This window comes from Thermogladius sp. KZ2Tp1 (assembly GCF_051131135.1).
Classification (GTDB): domain Archaea; phylum Thermoproteota; class Thermoprotei_A; order Sulfolobales; family Desulfurococcaceae; genus Thermogladius.
The window spans coordinates 617,492-634,041 of sequence record NZ_CP151274.1 but is presented as its reverse complement, the minus strand read 5'-3'; the positions used below and the strand labels follow the sequence as shown (position 1 = coordinate 634,041).

Genomic DNA, 16,550 nt, shown 5'->3' with positions numbered 1-16,550 from the left:
TTGGATAGGGCGCTCATCACTAGTTCATAGTCTCCGCCTCCGCCTTAATAGAGATTACCTCTCACGCCAAGCTCCTAACGTAGGACGATAGGGCTTCAAGGCTCTTGCCTATCGAGGTTGTTAGCTTGTCGAAGCCTTCTCTATCAGCACACACGGTGAAAACAGAGGAGGGAGGGCTCGCGAGGTCTCTCAACGACCCTCTCAGGGCGACCCTGATTAAGACGCCCCTAGGGCCGCACCTTATGTAGAGCTGCACCCCCTCTATGGTGTCCGAGCACGCGACCCAGTCTTTCACTTTAACGAGGGGTTTGGTACACGGGCACTTGGACGCCCTAGCCCAGTACTCGAGGCACGCACTCCTAACGTACTCGTTGGAGCCCGCGGACTTCACCTTGTACATCACGTCGTGAACCGACCCTACCTCCGCGGATAGTAATGCTATTAAAGAGACGGGTGGGAGTACTTCGACTCTAAAACCCATCCCTCTTAGAGCACGGGCTAGCTTGGGTAGCGCGACCTCGCTTACAGCGTCCACGTAGAGTTTGACTAGAAGCGTCGCCCCCAAACGCTACACCCTATCAGGCAGGGATAACCTCCTCACCGATCAGGGCTCCCCTATCATCACCAAAGTTAGTTTCACTGGTAGACCACTTAAATTGGTTACAGGGCGTCAGAAACACGAGCCGTCTTCACTACTCCGATAAGTGGCGACTCATCATCACAACCTAATATTGCTATCCAAATTTATTAATCTACCAGCCAATAGTGTTCTTAGCGTGTCTGTGATGATGGGCCAGCCTAAGAGGCACGTCAGCGTCCTGATCAACGCTATCAGCATAATAGTCATAGCTCTCTTGACAACTCTGCTACCGGCATACAGTCTACTGATATTCTTCGTCTTCTACATGTTCGTCTTGTTCATCGTCTACAGGTTCACAATGAAAACCGGTAAAATGCCTCCGCCGAGCGAGCTTGGAACCCCTTTATACAAAGAGTCTAACGCCATGAAGGTTGCGGTCTCAGACCCGGGCCTAAACAAAGACCTAGGACAGCAGTTCAAGTTCCTCATGGTGACGATCGCGATCTCTATACTGGCGATCTTCCTGTACTCGCTCTACAACGGGTTAGCCGGCGTAGAGTTGGTGGGCTACCTCCTTACTGTGACAGGGAGTAAGTTGCTCTCCAACTTCCTGAACTACGTTACAATGTACACCTTGATCTTTGCCATACTTTACTCGCTGAGGTGGGCCGTCACGAGGAGGATGACCTACGTAAACTTGATCATACCCTACAGCTTCGCGGTGTATAGGAGGGGCATTGTCGTAAACAACAAGAACTTCATAACTCTAGACCACAACCTCTGCTTTACTTTAAACAAGCAGAGGAGGTTCATCGAACTACTAGACCCCCGCTCCAAGACCTCTAGAATCAGGCTCTACACTGAGACTCCCACGGCTTTATACGAGAGGCTAGTCGAGGTGGGTTTCAACGAGTGTAAAGCATAAGTGTGTTGTGTGCGGGAGGCCCTTCCCGGAGGGGCAGGGTATCGTAGTGCAGTACGGCGACCTGAGACTCGAGTTCCACAGTAGCAAGTGCGCCAGCAAGTTCTTTAAAAGCCTGTTGGAGAGGGTGGAGCCGCGCGTCTTGTCCCCGTACATCAAGAGGCTGATCGAGGAGTATAACGAGGTAGTCGAGTCGAAGGCCAGGAAGAGGATGAAAGTGATCTAGAGGCGTCAGATCGCGGTAATTTCGTCATCCATGCGTCATCTGGGGGCAAGTGTCTTCATCCAGGCTATAACTTCTGCAAATCAGGCCTTTAAACGCGTCCTCACCTGTCGGCCAGGTATAGAATGGCGTCGACGAGGCCGAGGAAGTACAGTGTCGCGTGCTCTCTGCACTTCAAGGGTATCTTAAGGTTCACAACCTCCCTCCCCCCAGCTGAAACCTCGAGCAACCTATACCCGCCTGGTTGCGAGACTAGCCCTGGCTCGCCCGTGTAGGGCCGGCCAGGTTTCGCACCGGCGTAGTGGTATGGTGCCGTGTAGAAGCCTGTCGCGTGTACTTCTTGGCAATCTTCTTCTACGACTCCCAGTCGGATCTCGATGTTCTCGTCTAGAGTGACAACCCCACAGTTGTTCTCCAGCACACACCCCTTGAGAGCCTCGGCGACTGCTAGTAGAGTCCTCGCGCTAACCCACTTCAAGTCCAGCCACGTGTCCCTGGCCGTGACGTAGGCTACAGGAACCTTCGAGATCGCCGGTAGAGTCGCGGGGTCCACGCCACTTACGACAATAGCGAACGGGGGTACGGCAACGTCGACTGCCCTCTCGCCTAGGCGTGCCAGTATGACGCCCGGTCTGGTCGTGACACCGACTCTACTCTGGTCGTCTAAACTCTTGAGAAGGGCCGCCAGCTCGTGCAGCGTTAGCCTCCAGGCCTCCAACACCACGCTACCCGCTAACACGCGTGGCAACATACCACCGCTGTTTTAATACAGGTCAGCTAATCCCATGACTCGTGGGGTAGTTATGGTCGAGCAGGGAGTTAAATTCCTCAAGAAAAGAGACTTCTTGTCGTATGTAGCCCTCTGCCTAGACCGCAGGGAGCCGCTGAACATAGGGGAGGCTGTTGATACACTGAAAGAAAGGTTTTGCCTACCAAACAAGACCGCTTTAAGCATAGTTAGGAAGCTGGTTAAGAGGAGCCTGCTCGTTAAAGTCGGGGACTTGGAGTACAGGTGTGTAGACCCCCTTGTTTACCTCAGGGGGCTCGTCGAGAAGTATTCGGCTGTGAGGAGGGGGCGGTCGAAGATGGCCTGTTAATGGGCGTTCGTTAAAAATAGTGTTTGCTAACTACGTCGTACAGGCGGTCCTTTACTCTTTTACCTTGATCTTGATCTCGATGATGCTGACCCTGCTCTCCTTGCCCTGCGGGTTTGTCACTGTCTGGCTGCCGATCTTTATCTCCTCTACGTCGACCTTGCCTGGCAGGAACCTGTTCCTCACTATCTCGACCGTGTCCACAGCCTTGCTAATGGCTCTGCCGCGGGCTTTCACGTATATCTCTTTGATGCCCTGGTGTACTAGAGTTAGTACAGCTATTACATAGTTCATTACGGGCTTCTTACCAACCAACACGGTGTTGGCACTTTGTGGTTGGACTGCCATTTCCTTCACCCTTTTCTGACTTAGGTGTATAGCTGAAATCTATAACATTAAGAGAACCGTATAAAAGCTTTACTATCTACGCGGTGGAACCACAGTAATACGGCACCACGCCTCTTTAAACGAATTCTTCTAGCGGTATAACCACATAGGGGCATTAAAGCAAATGCTGAAGTTAAACCCGGTGTACTCTTCTTCTTGCCCTGTTTGCGGCGGAGACGCTTACTCCGAGGAACTCGAGGCCACGGGTGTCTGCAAGCTGTGCTCTAGGCGGGAAGGCCTAGAGGGTAGTCTAGAGGCCTTCTTGAACAGCGAGCTCGAGGACTTCAACGGCTTCTTTGAAAAGGCAGTGGGGTCCCCGATGTGGGGTGGTCAGAGAGCGTGGGCGATGAGGTTGCTGAGCGGAGAGAATACGGCAATAATAGCGCCTACAGGGCTGGGGAAAACAACGCTGCTCGCCGTTTTCGCAGTGTACTCTTCGGCAGTGTACAGGAAAAAAGCCTTGTTCTTGGTGCCGACGAGGGCTCTAGTCGGCCAGGTGTACAATAAACTGGTGGAGATCTCCGAAAAGTCGAAGACCGAGTTGAGAGTAGTGGCCTACGACTCGAAGATGTCGAAGAAGGCACGCGAGAGTTTAATAAGAGACATAGCGAGCGGCTCCTTCGACGTACTAGTCGCAACCAACAGCTTCTTCTCCAGGTACGAGAGCGCCCTACGCGACTCGCGTGTAGACATCGTGATAGTAGACGACGTCGACAGCCTCCTTAGAAGCCAGAAGAACATCGTGAGGCTCCTCAGGGTCGTCGGCTTCGACGAGGACGTGGTAGGTCTAGTGAAAGCTAAGATGAGCCTTCTCTGGAAGCTCCTCGTCTCAAGGGCTCTAGGGGACGACGAGGAGTACATGAAGCTGGCCGGAGAGCTGGTAGAGCTCGAGAAGAGAATAAACGAAGCCTACAGCAAGGTGGGGGGTAGGCAGGTCGTATTCTCGTCTGCGACTGGGCGGATGAAGGGGTTGTACTCCAGGATCCTGAGAGAGCTGCTGAGAGTGGACATATCGGGCGTGACTGTGTACGGTAGAGACGTAACCGACTCCTACCAACCCGTGGTGTCGTGCAGGGAGGTAGTTGACATTGTCGGCAGGCTGGGTAGAGGCGGTATCGTCTACGTCAGCCCAAGACACCCGTTAAGGGGCTTTTTCGAGAAGTGCGTTGAGGACCTGAAGCAGGCAGCCGCTGGTCTAAGGGTAGAAGAGGCCTCTCCTTCGTCGATCGAGAAGCTCAGGAGAGGAGAAGTCGACTTGATCTACGGTAGCGCGAACTACTACGGCGTCAGTGTTAGGGGTGTGGACGCCCCGGAGGCGATCAAGTACATAGTCTTCTTGGGCACGCCACTGTTCACGTTGAAACTAGAGGACTACGCCTCCAGTCTGAACGGCCTACTCCGGCTCGCCATACTAGCACGGGACAAAGGGGTTGACGCTGGAAGCGTGTTGCAGGAGTTGAGAGCCTACGTGTTGAAGCTCTCCCCGAGCGAGCTGAGGCTGGTCTCCCAAGTGCTCAAGGGTAAAGTTGACCCCGACTCGTTGAGCGACTACTTGAGAAGCGTGGTCTTGAGGCTGGTCGAGATAAAGAAAAGGCTGGTAGAGGTCGTTCGCGAGATTGTGGCCGCGAGCGGGGTGGTCGAAGCAGGCTCCCTCACTCTCACTTACACCGAGAGCGGGGTCCTCGTACTCATACCAGACCTGATGACGTACATTCAAGCCACGGGTAGGGCTAGTAGGATGCTCAAAGGCCGCATGACGCACGGGTTATCGGTGATATTCGAGCACGCCCAGCTGGTGAACGTGGTTAGGGGGCTCGAGGCGCGCCTGAAAAGCATATCGAACGACGCCCTCTCGATCAAGAGTCTGGACCAGCTAGACCTAGGGAGAGAGCTCCAGTTGATCGAGTCCACGCGGAGGGGTGAGGGTGGGGAGTTCGGCTTCAAGAGTATACTGGTCGTCGTCGAGTCACCTACCAAGGCGAAGACGATAGCGAGCTTCTTCGGCAGGCCGTTGAAGAGGGTTGTAGGCAGGACGCCCGTGTACGAGATCCCGTTTATAAAAGACGGGCGTGTAACCCACCTAGTCATAATGGCTACCAGAGGACACCTGTACGACCTCACAACCAACCCGGAGCGAGGTCTACACGGTATCGTCTTCAACGGGGACGCCATATCTCCCGTCTACGAGACGATCAAGAAGTGTTTAATCTGCGGGGCCCAGTTCACCTACGGGGACTCTTGCCCTAGGTGCGGGAGCAGGGTGTACAGCGACGCCTCGGAGACCATCGCATCGCTGAGAAAGGTCGCGAGGGAGGTGGACGAGGTGTACATAGCGACCGACCCGGACGAGGAGGGGGAGAAGATAGCGTACGACGTTTACCTGTCTATAAGGTATCTCGGGAAGAAAGTGTACAGGGTTGAGATGCACGAGATCACCCTGAGAGAGTTCTTCAGAGCCCTGGAAAACAAGAGGAGCGTCGAGAAGAGGCTCGTCGAGGCCGAGATTTACAGGAGAGCCTTGGACAGACTCGTCGGCTTCAGCCTTAGCACTCATTTGTGGGAGAAGTACAACGCCAGGTTTCTCGGGGCTGGGCGCGTACAGACGCCCGTTCTCGGCTTCATTATACAAAGAATGAGAGAGTACAACGAGTCGAAGTGCTGGAAGGTATCTCTCCAACTAGACCTCCAGGGAGGACTGTGGGTAAACGCGTGTCTCGACGACAGGGAGGTCGCTGAGAGAGTAGCCTCTGCTAAAACTGCTACATTGGTGAGGAGGTCTAGCACTATACAGGTCTTCAACCCCCCGCCACCTTTCACGACAGACGACTACCTGGCCGCGGTGTCGAGAATCGGTGTCACTGCCGGTGTCGCGATGAGGGTTGCCCAGGACCTCTTCGAGATGGGCTTGATCACGTACCACAGGACCGACTCGACACACGTGTCGTCGACCGGTATTGGCCTGGCCTTGAAGTATCTCGAGTCTAGGAACATGTCTCACCTGGCCAACCCGAGTAGCTGGGGCAGTAGTGGCGCCCACGAGGCGATAAGGCCGACAAGGCCTCTCGACGTCGACATGTTGGAGAAGTCGGTCTCCGAGGGCGTCGTCGTGTTGACGAGGCCGATCACAAGACTCCACCTGAGGGTCTACGACCTCATATTCAGGAGGTTCATCGCGAGCCAGATGAAGCCCTTCAAGGCTGTTGTGTCAGAGTACGCTGTTATCGTGGACGGGTTCACCCTGTCCGAGCTGAGACTCGTAGAGGAGGTGGTAGAGGAGGGCTTCAACCTAGTGCAGCCGCCCAGACTGGTAAAGGTCGGTGTCGACGTGGCCACCGTAGGGGTAGCGTCGAAGAGCGTTGTTAGGGGGAGCCGAGTAGCGCTGTATAGCGAGGGCGACGTCGTCTCCTTGATGAAGAAGACCGGCATTGGGAGGCCCAGCACCTACGCGAAGACAATCGAGAGTATCAAGCGGCACGGCTACGTCGTAGAGACGAAGAAGAAAAAGAGGCTGGTGCCGACGAAGTTGGGCGTAGAGGTCTACGAGTACCTGTCATCGGAGTACCCGTCCCTGGTAAGCGTCGACATGACCAGGAGGATGGAGAGGACGATCGACGACATAGTCAAGGGGGCCACTAGCGCCCCCCTAGAGATCAGTAGAGTCGTCGACGAGCTGGAGAGGCACAACCTGATACGACGCCCGCTAAAACCCGCATACGAGGCCACCACCATAGCCTGACCTGGCCAGGTGATCCAGTCGAAGCAATGAGGGCGAACCTGCGGTTCCCCCCTATTTCCACCACACTTTCTGGCGTAGACTCTCCCGAGGCTCGACACTGCAGAGCCGGCTTCTTGACACACAGGTATTTACTTACTAGGCTACGATTTCAGCCGCATAAGCGTTTCTCGATTTTCTTTTGTCTACCTTTATACAAACTTATAGATGTGGTCGTTTCAACGATGACACTTCCTGCAGTTGAATTATAGGGGTGGGTGAGCTGGCCAGTTGTTCCACTTGACACAGACCTGTAAAACCACAGGTCTCCACGGTGGATCGACTGCCGGGTACAGTGGTTGCAGTTGAAGAGGAGGGGTAGAACGACCGGTTCCTGCGGCGCTCATCCATTCAGCAAAATATATAATACGGGGGTGTCTAAAGCTAACTCAAGATATGGTGACCTGGCGTGTCTGCCGGCCAAGTTAACAAGGTCATCAACGTGAGGAGGGGTAGTATAGACGACTACGTCATAGAGGCTATAGTAGGCTTCCAGGAGGGGCCTGGCCTCGTGCTGCTGAAGGGTAGGGGTCCGTACATCTCGAAAGCCGTGGACGTGTATAACGAGCTGGTTCACAGGCTTGGAGACGGCCTCGAGCTGGTGAAGGTGGAGATAGGGAGCGAGAGGGTCAAGGGACGGGTGTTCTCTTATATAACCATATCCTTAAAGAAGAGGTTCTAGTAACATAAGCTTAAGGGGCCTATAGCGAAATAGAATTGTGGGGCCGGGGAGCCCGCTTCGCCCCGTAAGGGGTGAGGAAACACCGTCCACCGGGCGACACCGCGGCTCCGCAAGGAGCACGGGTAGAACCCGTGGCAACGGCACAGAAACGACACGGCCACCGCTCTAATGGCGATGGGGCCGCGCGAGACCCCCGGCGACGGGGGTCTGGTAACCGGCCGAGGACGGCGGTGGATGCGTTGAAACGGCCGTCCCGCGGGGTGTAAGGCCTGGGGCCGGTGTGACCTGTCGCCGGACCGGTACAGGCCGCTTAGTCCAATGCGGGCGAGAGACAGAAGACGGGTTAATCCCCGGCCCCGTCAACAGGGGCTAACGCCCCAGTACTCGGCGACAACCTTCTCCAGCTCGGCAGGTGTACTGGCCTTATAGTACTCCTCTAGAAGCTCTCTGTTAAGCTCGTGGAACGTCCGCATCCACTTGAACAACCCCAGTAGCTTCTCGTAGTCCTCCCTGAAACCCGTTATGTAGAGTGCTGCCGCGACGGCCTCTACACTAGATAGTACGCAGGGCTTTCCGTAGTTTACGGGGTTTGCCGCCAGGAGAGGTGGTAGTTTCACGTGTATTCCACGTATCCCTCTGAAGACGTCGGGGTGGAGCCTCTTCCAGCTCGCGTCGACTACGACAACACTGCCAGCCTCCAGTTCACCCCTCAGCCAGGCCCCTAGTACTTCCCTCGAGAACGGGTCTAGGACGACGCCCCTCCTCACCGAGCTAGGTCTAACTCTCTCTGCTAGCCCTTTCCTCACCATTTTAATGGACGTGTTCTTCCTAGGGTCGTCCTCTCTCTTGTAGATCACGAGTATTCTAGGCAAGGTTTTCAACGACAGATATTTATTTTACAACAGGATTTTTATAAAATGGGGGTGTGAAATGCCCAAGGCGACCGCGATAGTACTAATTCAGACCGAGATCGGCGCCGAGTCGCGCGTCCTCGACGAGCTTTACAAGATTCCAGAGGTTACCGAGGCCTACATTGTTTATGGGACTTACGACGTAGTGGTTAAGATCGAGTCGGAGTCCCTAGAGAAGATAAGGGAGATAGTCACAAACAAGATAAGGAAACTGCCCGACATAAGGACCACAATCACAATGATCGTGGTCGAGGAGAGAGTCAAGAGTAAGAGCAGTTAAGGTCTGCTCTAATAAGGCACTCTAACAGTTTTTCACAGCCATAAACCCGATCCTGCGTAGTTGTCGTAAAGGACGCGACCACCTCCTGAATAGTTGAGTGGAGTGGACCGGCCGGGACTTGAACCCGGGACCTCCGCCTCTCCTGCGACCTCGGTTGAAGCTAAGGCCTTGCAAGGGCGGCGCTCTTCCAGGCTGAGCTACCGGCCCGCTATTATTTTAATGGATTTCTACATGGATTTTAAACTCTCACCTTGTCACCTTTACGTTCTTCAACTCCTCGAGTAGAGCTACCGCTTCCCCGCTACTGAACAACCTCCTCCTAATGTCCTCTAAGAGCTTGTTAAGGCTCTGCGCGGTGGCCTTCTTTAAGTCCAGCGGGTGTAGCTTGCCCTCGACGTAGGCCCTCTCCAGCTCTTTGTAGTCGTTGTAGACGACCGTCCCCCCGTACTTCTCGGGTCTTTCGACTACGAGGCTGAAGCCCTCCTGCTGGAATAGGAGGTACTTGTTCAACTCCATTACAGGGTTGAACTCGACCACCCCCGGTGGGCAGTAGGCCTTCATCACCTTGGACTCGACCTCCTCGGGACTGTCGTGGATGAATATAGCTGTCTCGGGTTTGCTCTTGCTCATTTTAGCGTCGGCTAGCACGTCGTCTACGTCAAGCCCCTCCATTCTCCGGCCCGGCCCGCTCAGGCCTGTCAGGATCGGCGTGTGGATGGCAATCGGCTTCTTGAAGCCCAGCTTCTCTGCGATGTCGCGGGCGAGCATGTGGGCCTTCCTCTGGTCCATCCCGCCCAGGGCTATGTCTACTCCCAGGTAGAAGATGTCTGTGACCTGCATTAACGGGTATATGACCTTGGAGGAGTCCAGCTCGGCCTCCTCGGCTCTACGACCCATAATCGTTAGCGCCCTCTTCACCCTGGCGAGACTCGTCGCCTTGGCCGCCTTGAGCAGCACCCCCCAGTAGTCCTCGTCGGAGACCAGCTCCTCGGCGTCTACGAACCTGATATTGGACTCGACCCCGACCGCTCTCAGGACGTGCCGGACAAACCTGGCGGCCTTTCTTATCATATCCATGTCTCCCCCCAACTTGTCGTTGATGTACGCGTGCCACGTGGCCTCTAGCACCGTGAAGTCCACGCCTATGCTCGTCAAGTCCCTCACCTTGAACATCCATATGAGCCACCCTACATGGACTAGCCCGCTCGGCTCGAAGCCCAGGTAGCCCGTCACCCTCTGCCCGCTCTCCAACTTCTGCGACAGCTCCTCGGGCAAGACCACTTCGAGGGTGTTCCTGACGGCTATGTCGAACCTGCTCTTGGACAAGGCTGTACACCACTATTCTATAACACCACTATACTGCGTCAACTTAAATAGGCTAGCAAGGAAACACTGTCCACTTGGTGATGACGAGACCTAGAAGCCGACTCGTGACGACCCACGCAGGACTGAAGAGAGCGAATGTACCCCGCCCCTGACACCCGTGCTCACTCGACCTCTACGGGTCTTTTACACGGGCTCTTTAGGCGGGGCTACTAATTAGTATTGTTGAAAACCTTTTTATCTCAGGCTCTCTAAGGGTACTGCAACTCGTCGCCTGGCCTCAAGACTACTACTCTAGAGGGCGTCGTAGCCTCCACGAGCTCCTTGAACCTGGCCGGGTCCTCCTTTATGACGGGGAAGGTGTTGTAGTGCATAGGCACTACGATCCTAGGCCTTAGTAGTTCCACCGCTTTAACGGCCTCCCTGACACCCATCGTGAAGTGGCCGCCTATGGGTAGCATGGCTACGTCCGGGCTGTACAGCTCGCCGATGAGGCTCATCTCGTAGAAAAGCCCGGTGTCTCCTGCGTGGTAGAACGACACGTCTTGCCCTTTCACGACAAAGCCGACGGGAGTACCCTTAGAAGAGGAGTGCGTGGCAGGCGTCATCACTATGAGGAGGTCTTCGATTTTCAGGGGGCCACCTATGTTCCCCCCTATCGACTTAAAACCTCTAGACTCTGCTTCCTCGGCCAGCTCGTAAACGCCGACTATAGTCGCCCCTGTAGCCCTGGCGATCTCGAAGGCGTTCCCTAGGTGGTCGCCGTGGTCGTGCGTGACCAGGATGTAGTCGACCTTCTTGCCCTTGAAGTAGTCTAGCCTAACAGGGCTCAAGGGGTTGTCGATCCACGGGTCTACGAGCACGGTCTTCTCCTTACCGTCTAGGCCTTTCAAGACCACCTCAAAGGCGCTGTGGCCTAGGTACTTGATGCGGGCCATGAGAACCCCCATGTATAAAATACCCTCCGTTACGACATAAAATGTTCAAGGTGGTTAAATGGACGAAGAGGAAGTGAGGAGCTATATCAAGGCTGGGGAGATCGCCAGGAGGGTCAGAGAGAAGGCGGAGAAGATGGTGAGGCCAGGTATAGGGGTTCTCGAGCTGGCCAGAGAGCTCGAGAGGGAGATCGTCGAGCTGGGCGGCCAGCCGGCGTTCCCGGTGAACATAGGGATTAACGAGGTAGCGGCTCACTACACTCCCACTCCCGAGGACGCGGGTGTCATACCAGACGGCTCCGTAGTCAAGGTAGACCTGGGGGTCCACGTCAACGGTTACATAGCCGACACGGCTACCACCGTGTGCTTCAACCCGGCTCTCGAGGGCCTCGTCGAGGCTACCAGGAGGGCCCTAGAGGAGGTGGTCAAAGTCTTCAAGCCGGGTGTGAGGGCGAGGGAGATAGGCAGAGTCGTGGAGAGGGTTGTGAAGTCCGCCGGCTACAAGCCGATAGTCAACCTGAGCGGCCACAGCATGGACCTCTACCTCATCCACAGCGGTAAGACCATCCCCAACTACGACGACTTGACAGCTCTGTGGAGGATAGGGGAAGGGGCTTTCGCGGTCGAGCCGTTCGTGACAGACGGCTCGGGCCTCGTGAGGGAGGGTAGCGAAGTCACTATATACGCTCTGAGACCCGTTAGGCGCGTGGAGCTGACCGCCCCCGAGGGGGACTTCTACAGGCGCGTCTACGGGGAGAGGAGGACTCTCCCCTTCACCCTTAGGTGGTACCCGGACTACTACAGCCAGTCGCAGCGCATACTGGGCTTGCTGAGCAGTAAGGGCCTGCTCGTGAAGTACCCCGTCCTGGTCGAGAAGACGAACAGGCCGGTTGCGCAGTTCGAGCACACGTTCCTCGTCCTGGGAAAGGACGTCATTGTAACGACGATGTGAGGCGACCGGCTTCGCCGGCTTTATCTTAAAAACTCTCTTAACGAATAGAGTTCTTAAGTCAGTTGATGCCGAATGAACGGAGACACGATCTCCCTGATAACCCAGATAATCTGGCTAATAATATTCATACTGTTGATCACCGGGCTAAACACGAAAATCCAGATGAGAATTTGGGCAATGGACATTAGGAACAAATTGAACTTGATCAAGAGGATCATTGACGAGGACAGGGTCCGCGTCGAGAAGATGATCTCCAACTTGGGGTACCAGACGCCCTCGGTCCTCGTAGGGAGGGTTCTAGACTTCTTCACGATAGAGCCCGTTAGTATCGAGCCTATAGACATCATAAAGAGACTGGACCACATGATAAGAACTAGTGAGGCGACCGTAAGGAGGTTTGTCGAGAGCTCTCTACCAAACACTGGTAAATTCGAGAGGAGCCTTGTCGAGACAAGCATCGAGGTGTTAGCGGGCCTAAACCTTATATACAAGGTGATAAGGCACTACCTCTTAACCGGCGAGAAAGAGAACAACTGGGTTCTTCTAATGCAGCTAGAGCTTCTAATGCCTACGATTATGAGGTATGTCGAGACCTACCATATGGCCCTAGACCCGTTCATGTCCGGGAAGCCCGTTGGAGACTCTGCCGGCCCCCTCGTAGTCTACAATCTACTCGAGAAGTCGAAGGTCGTGTCGAAGAGGGTTATCGAAGACACCAGCGTGTTCGAGACCTGGCTAGAGGACAGGAGGGTCTTCTTCGTGAAGGCCGAAGGGCCGGGTAGCAACGTCGGTCACCCAGGGGCGGTAATAAGAAAACTGGTGGAGGAGCTAAAGGGCAACGTGGACTTGATCGTGACGATAGACGCCGCCCTAAAACTAGAGGGAGAGGAGACAGGCTCAATAGCGGAGGGTGTAGGTGCTGCCATCGGAGACCCCGGCCCCGAGAAGATCGCGATCGAGAGGGCCGCGGCCGAGTACGGGATACCCTTGAGAGCGCTAATCGTAAAGATGGACTACAGGGAGGCCCTCACCGTTATGAAGAAGGAGATATTCGAGGCTTCTAGGAAGGCCGTTGACTACGTCCTCAAGCTTATCAAGGAGGAGACCAAGCCGAATGCCACCGTTATAGTAGCGGGTATAGGCAACACCATAGGGGTGCCTATGTGATGAACACGCTGGATCCATACACTTTGTTCATGATCGTGCTTACAGTGCTATTAATAGTCTACATGTACCTGGAGACCAGGAAGAGGCCTACTAGGACAGAGTACGTTACGCGTGAACTACTAGTCTGCGAGGGCTGCGGGTTCCAGGTAGAGAGGGACTTCGAGCCAGGCGACTTCATAGGGCTCGTTAAGGGTAAGTGCCCAAGGTGCGGGAGGGAGCTCAAGATTAAGGGGATTTACTCGGTCGATAAAAGTAAGATTTTAAAAGCCAGCTAGCCATCAGAAATAGACGGCCCGACCCGGCCATAGCGGTTGGGCAACACCCGGTCTCATATCGAACCCGGAAGTTAAGCCAACCGCGTCAAGGTGGCCGTGAGGTCCGAGAGGCCTCGCAGCCACCTTGAGCCGGGATCGGGCCGCTCAGCCTTAACGCTTCTTTTGGATTCTCCTTCTTAGCTCCTCAATTCTCTTGATCGTGTTGAAGAGGGGCCTGTGAGCTAGGATACTCACCGATGCGGCTACAGCTGTTGTCAGCGCGAGGAAGCCTATGACGAAGATGTAGCCGGTGCTCACGAGAGTTGAGGCTGCCTTGCTGGCTTGTGCTATGACAGGGTTTTCAACGGTGTTTGTCTGGGTCACCGTCATCGTCTGCGTCAGCGTTGAGTTGTGCCCGACCGTGATGGTCTGCGTCAGGGTGCTGTTCTGTAACACCGTTGTGGTCACTGTGCTTGTGAAGGTGTTGTTGACGTAGATGGTCTGCGTCAGGGTAGACGTCACCGTGGATGTCAATGTGGTTGTGGCGGTCGTCGTCTTCGTGACCGTGACGTATACTGTTGTCGCAGTGGTAGTGCTACTGACCGTGGACGTGGTAGTAGTCGGAGGGGGCGTGACAATGTTCCCGGAGGGCGGGTTCACCGTGACCCCTCGGTAGCACGTCCTCGGCGGGGGGTCTAGCATGACTTGGCGTATTGTACTGTTGTAACCCGTGTTCGACTGGGGGTCGTAGACAACGATCCAGATACTCGAGGTGTTGGTGACGACCGGGAGTGTTAGCGTGGTGTACAGGTCACCGTAGGCTCCAGTCCCTAATACTGCGAGGTGAAGGGGGTTGCCCGGTATGTTGGGGTATACGGCGAGTATCTCGTAGATCTTGAAGGGGGCGAGCCCCCTGGCGTACACGTATATCTGGGGTGGTGAGGCCACCTGGTTGGTTATTATGCTCGGCATAACCGATACCGTCACGTTACCCACAGTGTTGTTGCTCCATAAGTCGACAGCCCAATTGTAGCCGCTTATAAAGACATTTCCCGACGCGAGTGTGCAGGCGTAGACGAGTTTACTGTCGCTCAGGCTCCTGAGCGAGACTATAATGGAGTAGGTGTTGGTGGTGTATATAGTGTACCCGGACAAGTCTGACGACAAGTAAAAGGGTGCCGTGCTATTCGGGTATATGACCTTCGTGTCGCTGGCGACCACAACGCCGTTGAAAACGAGCGTGACGTTTAGCAAGCCGCCGATGTCGTTGTAGTTGAGGACAACGCCTTCTATCGAGACGTAGGGTCTCCACAGGTATATGTCGGAGCCGTTGAAGAACCCTACAAGGCTACCCGTGATAGTGTATATACCCTCAAAGCACAAGCTCTGGGAGACCGCGTGCCAGGTAGAGCTGAGCGTGATGGCTAGCGCTAAGGCTATGAAAACGATCGCGAGGAACCTCCCCATGCTACCACGTTTCAGCGCGACAAACACTAGGTATTTAATGTATAAGGGGGTTACTTAAATAAGATTCCTACGTGTGGCGGGTTTGAAAACGAAGATCATTGTGACTCTTGGCCCGGCTACTAAGTCCTACGACATCATAAAAAGGCTGATTAAAGAGGGCGTGTCCGGGTTCAGGATTAACTTCAGCCACGGCGACGCGAGCGAGTGGGATTTATTTGTCAAACTAGTCAGGGAGGCGGCTAGCGAGCTCGATCAGCCGACCTCGCTTATAGGGGATCTGAGAGGCCCGCAGATCAGGATAGGCGTCTTAGACCAGGGGGCTCTCAAAGTAGAGCGAGACCAGGTTTTGAGGTTTGTCTTCGGGGAGAGAGCCGGGGAGAAAGATGTCCCGGTAAGGTCTAAGAGCCTCTTCGAGACCGTAGAGGTAGGCGACACGATACTGGTTGGAGACGGCGAGTGCATCCTACGAGTTGTCGAGGTAGGAGACGACTATTTCCAGGCGAGAGCTCTCTACGACGGCGTTATAGGGTCGGGCAAGAAGATCGTTGCGAGGGGCAAGGAGCCCAACGTGCCTCTCCTGTCCAGCGAAGACGTCTCGTTGGTCAAGTATGCTGTGGACCGCGAGTTCACGTTCATAGGGGTTAGCTATGTTAGGAGCGGGCACGACATCAATGTCGTGAGGAACCTCATCGAGGGTATGAAGGGCTCTACGGGGATAATAGCGAAAATAGAGACCCCCACAGCGTATAGGAACCTAGCCGAGATCGTCAGGTCGAGCGACATGGTACTCATCGCGAGAGGAGACCTCGGCTTACACTTCGACCTAGAGAAGCTCCCCACTATACAGAAGGAGGTGATCATCGCCTCCGTCAGCTACGGGAGGCCCGTCATAGTAGCGACCCAGATCCTCGAGTCGATGGTAGAGCAGCCTAGGCCGAGTAGGAGCGAGGTAGTAGACGTCTATAGCGCTGTCCAAGACATGGTCGACGCCCTTATGTTGACGAACGAGACGGCTGTCGGAAAGTACCCTCTCGAGACTGTTAGGTGGTTGAAGAAGATAATTGAGTCGGCAGAGGCCGACATCAAAGTAGAGCAGGCCAAGAGTATCAGGGACTCGCTGGGCAAGCAGTCTCTCAAGGACAAGTACGTCCACGGCCTGTTGTCTTTAGCTGAGAGCGTGGAGGGTAAAGTGCTTGTCTTCTCCAAAACCGGCTCTGTACCCCCGCTGATAGCCAGGATGAGGCCCCAAGTCCCTGTGATAGTCGGCACGCCTGACAGAAGACTGGCCGAGAGGCTAGCGCTATTCTATGGTCTCAAAGTGTACGACATGAGCAAGACTGTTCAGGGCGATGTCGGTTATGAAGAGGGGATTGGGTTGCTGGAGAAGCTCGCCAGGAGTAGAGGAGAGCTCTCAATCGGGGACGTCGTGGCGGAGTCTTTCGCTAGGCCAGGCGAAGAGATGCACGAGATCCTAATCAAAAGGATACTGTTTTAAGCCGCCGGCGGGATTTGAACCCGCGTCCACCGGCTCTCCCGACCTCGGCTACACCGGAGCCATACGAGGCCGGCGCTCTACCCGGCTGAGCTACGGCGGCTCCGCA

Annotated in this window: 17 protein-coding genes, 2 tRNA genes, 1 rRNA gene and 1 other RNA gene; 12 read left to right on the top strand and 9 right to left on the bottom strand. The window is 55.0% G+C overall.

Going from position 1 to position 16,550, the window contains the following annotated elements:
* Positions 1–61: 61 nt before the first annotated feature.
* On the bottom strand, positions 62–565 hold the full coding sequence (locus WLZ34_RS03645; RefSeq protein WP_434731892.1) for a hypothetical protein: 504 nt from the start codon (positions 563–565) through the stop codon (positions 62–64).
* Between the two features lie 220 nt (positions 566–785).
* On the opposite strand from WLZ34_RS03645, the gene WLZ34_RS03640 reads away from it, so the two are divergent.
* Both WLZ34_RS03640 and WLZ34_RS03635 read left to right on the top strand, forming a co-directional pair.
* Complete coding sequence (locus WLZ34_RS03640) at positions 786–1,505, top strand: DUF2208 domain-containing protein (protein ID WP_434731929.1); 720 nt, start codon at positions 786–788, stop codon at positions 1,503–1,505.
* A gap of 7 nt (positions 1,506–1,512) precedes the next feature.
* Positions 1,513–1,728, top strand: coding sequence for a hypothetical protein (locus tag WLZ34_RS03635; RefSeq protein ID WP_428727251.1), 216 nt, complete (start codon positions 1,513–1,515; stop codon positions 1,726–1,728).
* 100 nt (positions 1,729–1,828) lie between these two features.
* On the opposite strand, the gene WLZ34_RS03630 is transcribed toward WLZ34_RS03635, so the two are convergent.
* Positions 1,829–2,473, bottom strand: coding sequence for a hypothetical protein (locus WLZ34_RS03630; protein WP_434731891.1), 645 nt, complete (start codon positions 2,471–2,473; stop codon positions 1,829–1,831).
* A 55-nt stretch (positions 2,474–2,528) separates the two neighbouring features.
* Here WLZ34_RS03630 and WLZ34_RS03625 point away from each other — a divergent pair, with 55 nt between their 5' ends.
* A complete protein-coding gene (locus WLZ34_RS03625; RefSeq protein ID WP_434731890.1) occupies positions 2,529–2,822 on the top strand; it encodes a hypothetical protein in 294 nt (97 codons plus the stop codon).
* Between the two features lie 51 nt (positions 2,823–2,873).
* On the opposite strand, the gene albA is transcribed toward WLZ34_RS03625, so the two are convergent.
* The gene (albA, locus tag WLZ34_RS03620) at positions 2,874–3,167 is read right to left on the bottom strand and encodes a DNA-binding protein Alba (protein WP_048162867.1); all 294 of its coding nucleotides are present in this window, start codon (positions 3,165–3,167) and stop codon (positions 2,874–2,876) included.
* A gap of 163 nt (positions 3,168–3,330) precedes the next feature.
* Between albA and rgy the strand changes: the two genes are divergently transcribed.
* From rgy to rnpB, 3 genes are all read left to right on the top strand, one after another.
* Complete coding sequence (rgy, locus tag WLZ34_RS03615; RefSeq protein ID WP_434731889.1) at positions 3,331–6,942, top strand: reverse gyrase; 3,612 nt, start codon at positions 3,331–3,333, stop codon at positions 6,940–6,942.
* Between the two features lie 445 nt (positions 6,943–7,387).
* Positions 7,388–7,660 (top strand): DNA-binding protein, encoded by a 273-nt coding sequence (locus tag WLZ34_RS03610; RefSeq protein WP_428724807.1) that lies wholly within the window; start codon positions 7,388–7,390, stop codon positions 7,658–7,660.
* A gap of 39 nt (positions 7,661–7,699) precedes the next feature.
* Positions 7,700–8,018: RNase P RNA component (rnpB, locus tag WLZ34_RS03605), an RNA gene on the top strand.
* Between the two features lies 1 nt (position 8,019).
* Here rnpB and WLZ34_RS03600 read toward each other — a convergent pair.
* Positions 8,020–8,541 (bottom strand): DUF367 family protein, encoded by a 522-nt coding sequence (locus tag WLZ34_RS03600; protein ID WP_434731888.1) that lies wholly within the window; start codon positions 8,539–8,541, stop codon positions 8,020–8,022.
* Positions 8,542–8,590: 49 nt separating this feature from the next.
* Between WLZ34_RS03600 and WLZ34_RS03595 the strand changes: the two genes are divergently transcribed.
* Positions 8,591–8,851: an Lrp/AsnC family transcriptional regulator gene (locus tag WLZ34_RS03595; protein WP_428724805.1), complete on the top strand. Its 261-nt coding sequence runs from the start codon at positions 8,591–8,593 to the stop codon at positions 8,849–8,851.
* A gap of 103 nt (positions 8,852–8,954) precedes the next feature.
* Here the strand turns inward: WLZ34_RS03595 and WLZ34_RS03590 are convergent.
* The 3 genes from WLZ34_RS03590 to WLZ34_RS03580 form a co-directional block, all read right to left on the bottom strand.
* Positions 8,955–9,058 (bottom strand) — tRNA-Ala (locus WLZ34_RS03590).
* 39 nt (positions 9,059–9,097) lie between these two features.
* Positions 9,098–10,177, bottom strand: coding sequence for a tyrosine--tRNA ligase (locus WLZ34_RS03585; RefSeq protein WP_434731887.1), 1,080 nt, complete (start codon positions 10,175–10,177; stop codon positions 9,098–9,100).
* Between the two features lie 248 nt (positions 10,178–10,425).
* Positions 10,426–11,112 carry a metal-dependent hydrolase gene (locus tag WLZ34_RS03580; protein ID WP_434731928.1) on the bottom strand — a complete coding sequence of 229 codons (687 nt, stop codon included), beginning with the start codon at positions 11,110–11,112 and terminating at the stop codon, positions 10,426–10,428.
* 58 nt (positions 11,113–11,170) lie between these two features.
* On the opposite strand from WLZ34_RS03580, the gene map reads away from it, so the two are divergent.
* From map to rrf, 4 genes are all read left to right on the top strand, one after another.
* On the top strand, positions 11,171–12,061 hold the full coding sequence (map, locus tag WLZ34_RS03575) for a type II methionyl aminopeptidase (RefSeq protein WP_434731886.1): 891 nt from the start codon (positions 11,171–11,173) through the stop codon (positions 12,059–12,061).
* 72 nt (positions 12,062–12,133) lie between these two features.
* On the top strand, positions 12,134–13,228 hold the full coding sequence (locus tag WLZ34_RS03570; RefSeq protein WP_434731885.1) for a DUF1512 domain-containing protein: 1,095 nt from the start codon (positions 12,134–12,136) through the stop codon (positions 13,226–13,228).
* The gene (locus WLZ34_RS03565; protein ID WP_434731884.1) at positions 13,228–13,503 is read left to right on the top strand and encodes a hypothetical protein; all 276 of its coding nucleotides are present in this window, start codon (positions 13,228–13,230) and stop codon (positions 13,501–13,503) included. The genes WLZ34_RS03570 and WLZ34_RS03565 overlap by 1 nt, the downstream gene beginning before the upstream one ends.
* A 19-nt stretch (positions 13,504–13,522) precedes the next feature.
* Positions 13,523–13,641: ribosomal RNA gene (gene rrf, locus WLZ34_RS03560) — 5S ribosomal RNA — on the top strand.
* Between the two features lie 12 nt (positions 13,642–13,653).
* Here rrf and WLZ34_RS03555 read toward each other — a convergent pair.
* Positions 13,654–14,976 carry a hypothetical protein gene (locus tag WLZ34_RS03555; protein WP_434731883.1) on the bottom strand — a complete coding sequence of 441 codons (1,323 nt, stop codon included), beginning with the start codon at positions 14,974–14,976 and terminating at the stop codon, positions 13,654–13,656.
* Positions 14,977–15,022: 46 nt separating this feature from the next.
* Between WLZ34_RS03555 and pyk the strand changes: the two genes are divergently transcribed.
* Positions 15,023–16,444: a pyruvate kinase gene (gene pyk, locus WLZ34_RS03550; RefSeq protein ID WP_434731882.1), complete on the top strand. Its 1,422-nt coding sequence runs from the start codon at positions 15,023–15,025 to the stop codon at positions 16,442–16,444.
* Here the strand turns inward: pyk and WLZ34_RS03545 are convergent.
* Positions 16,444–16,544 (bottom strand) — tRNA-Thr (locus tag WLZ34_RS03545). The two genes, pyk and WLZ34_RS03545, sit on opposite strands and share 1 nt — an antisense overlap.
* Positions 16,545–16,550: the final 6 nt, after the last annotated feature.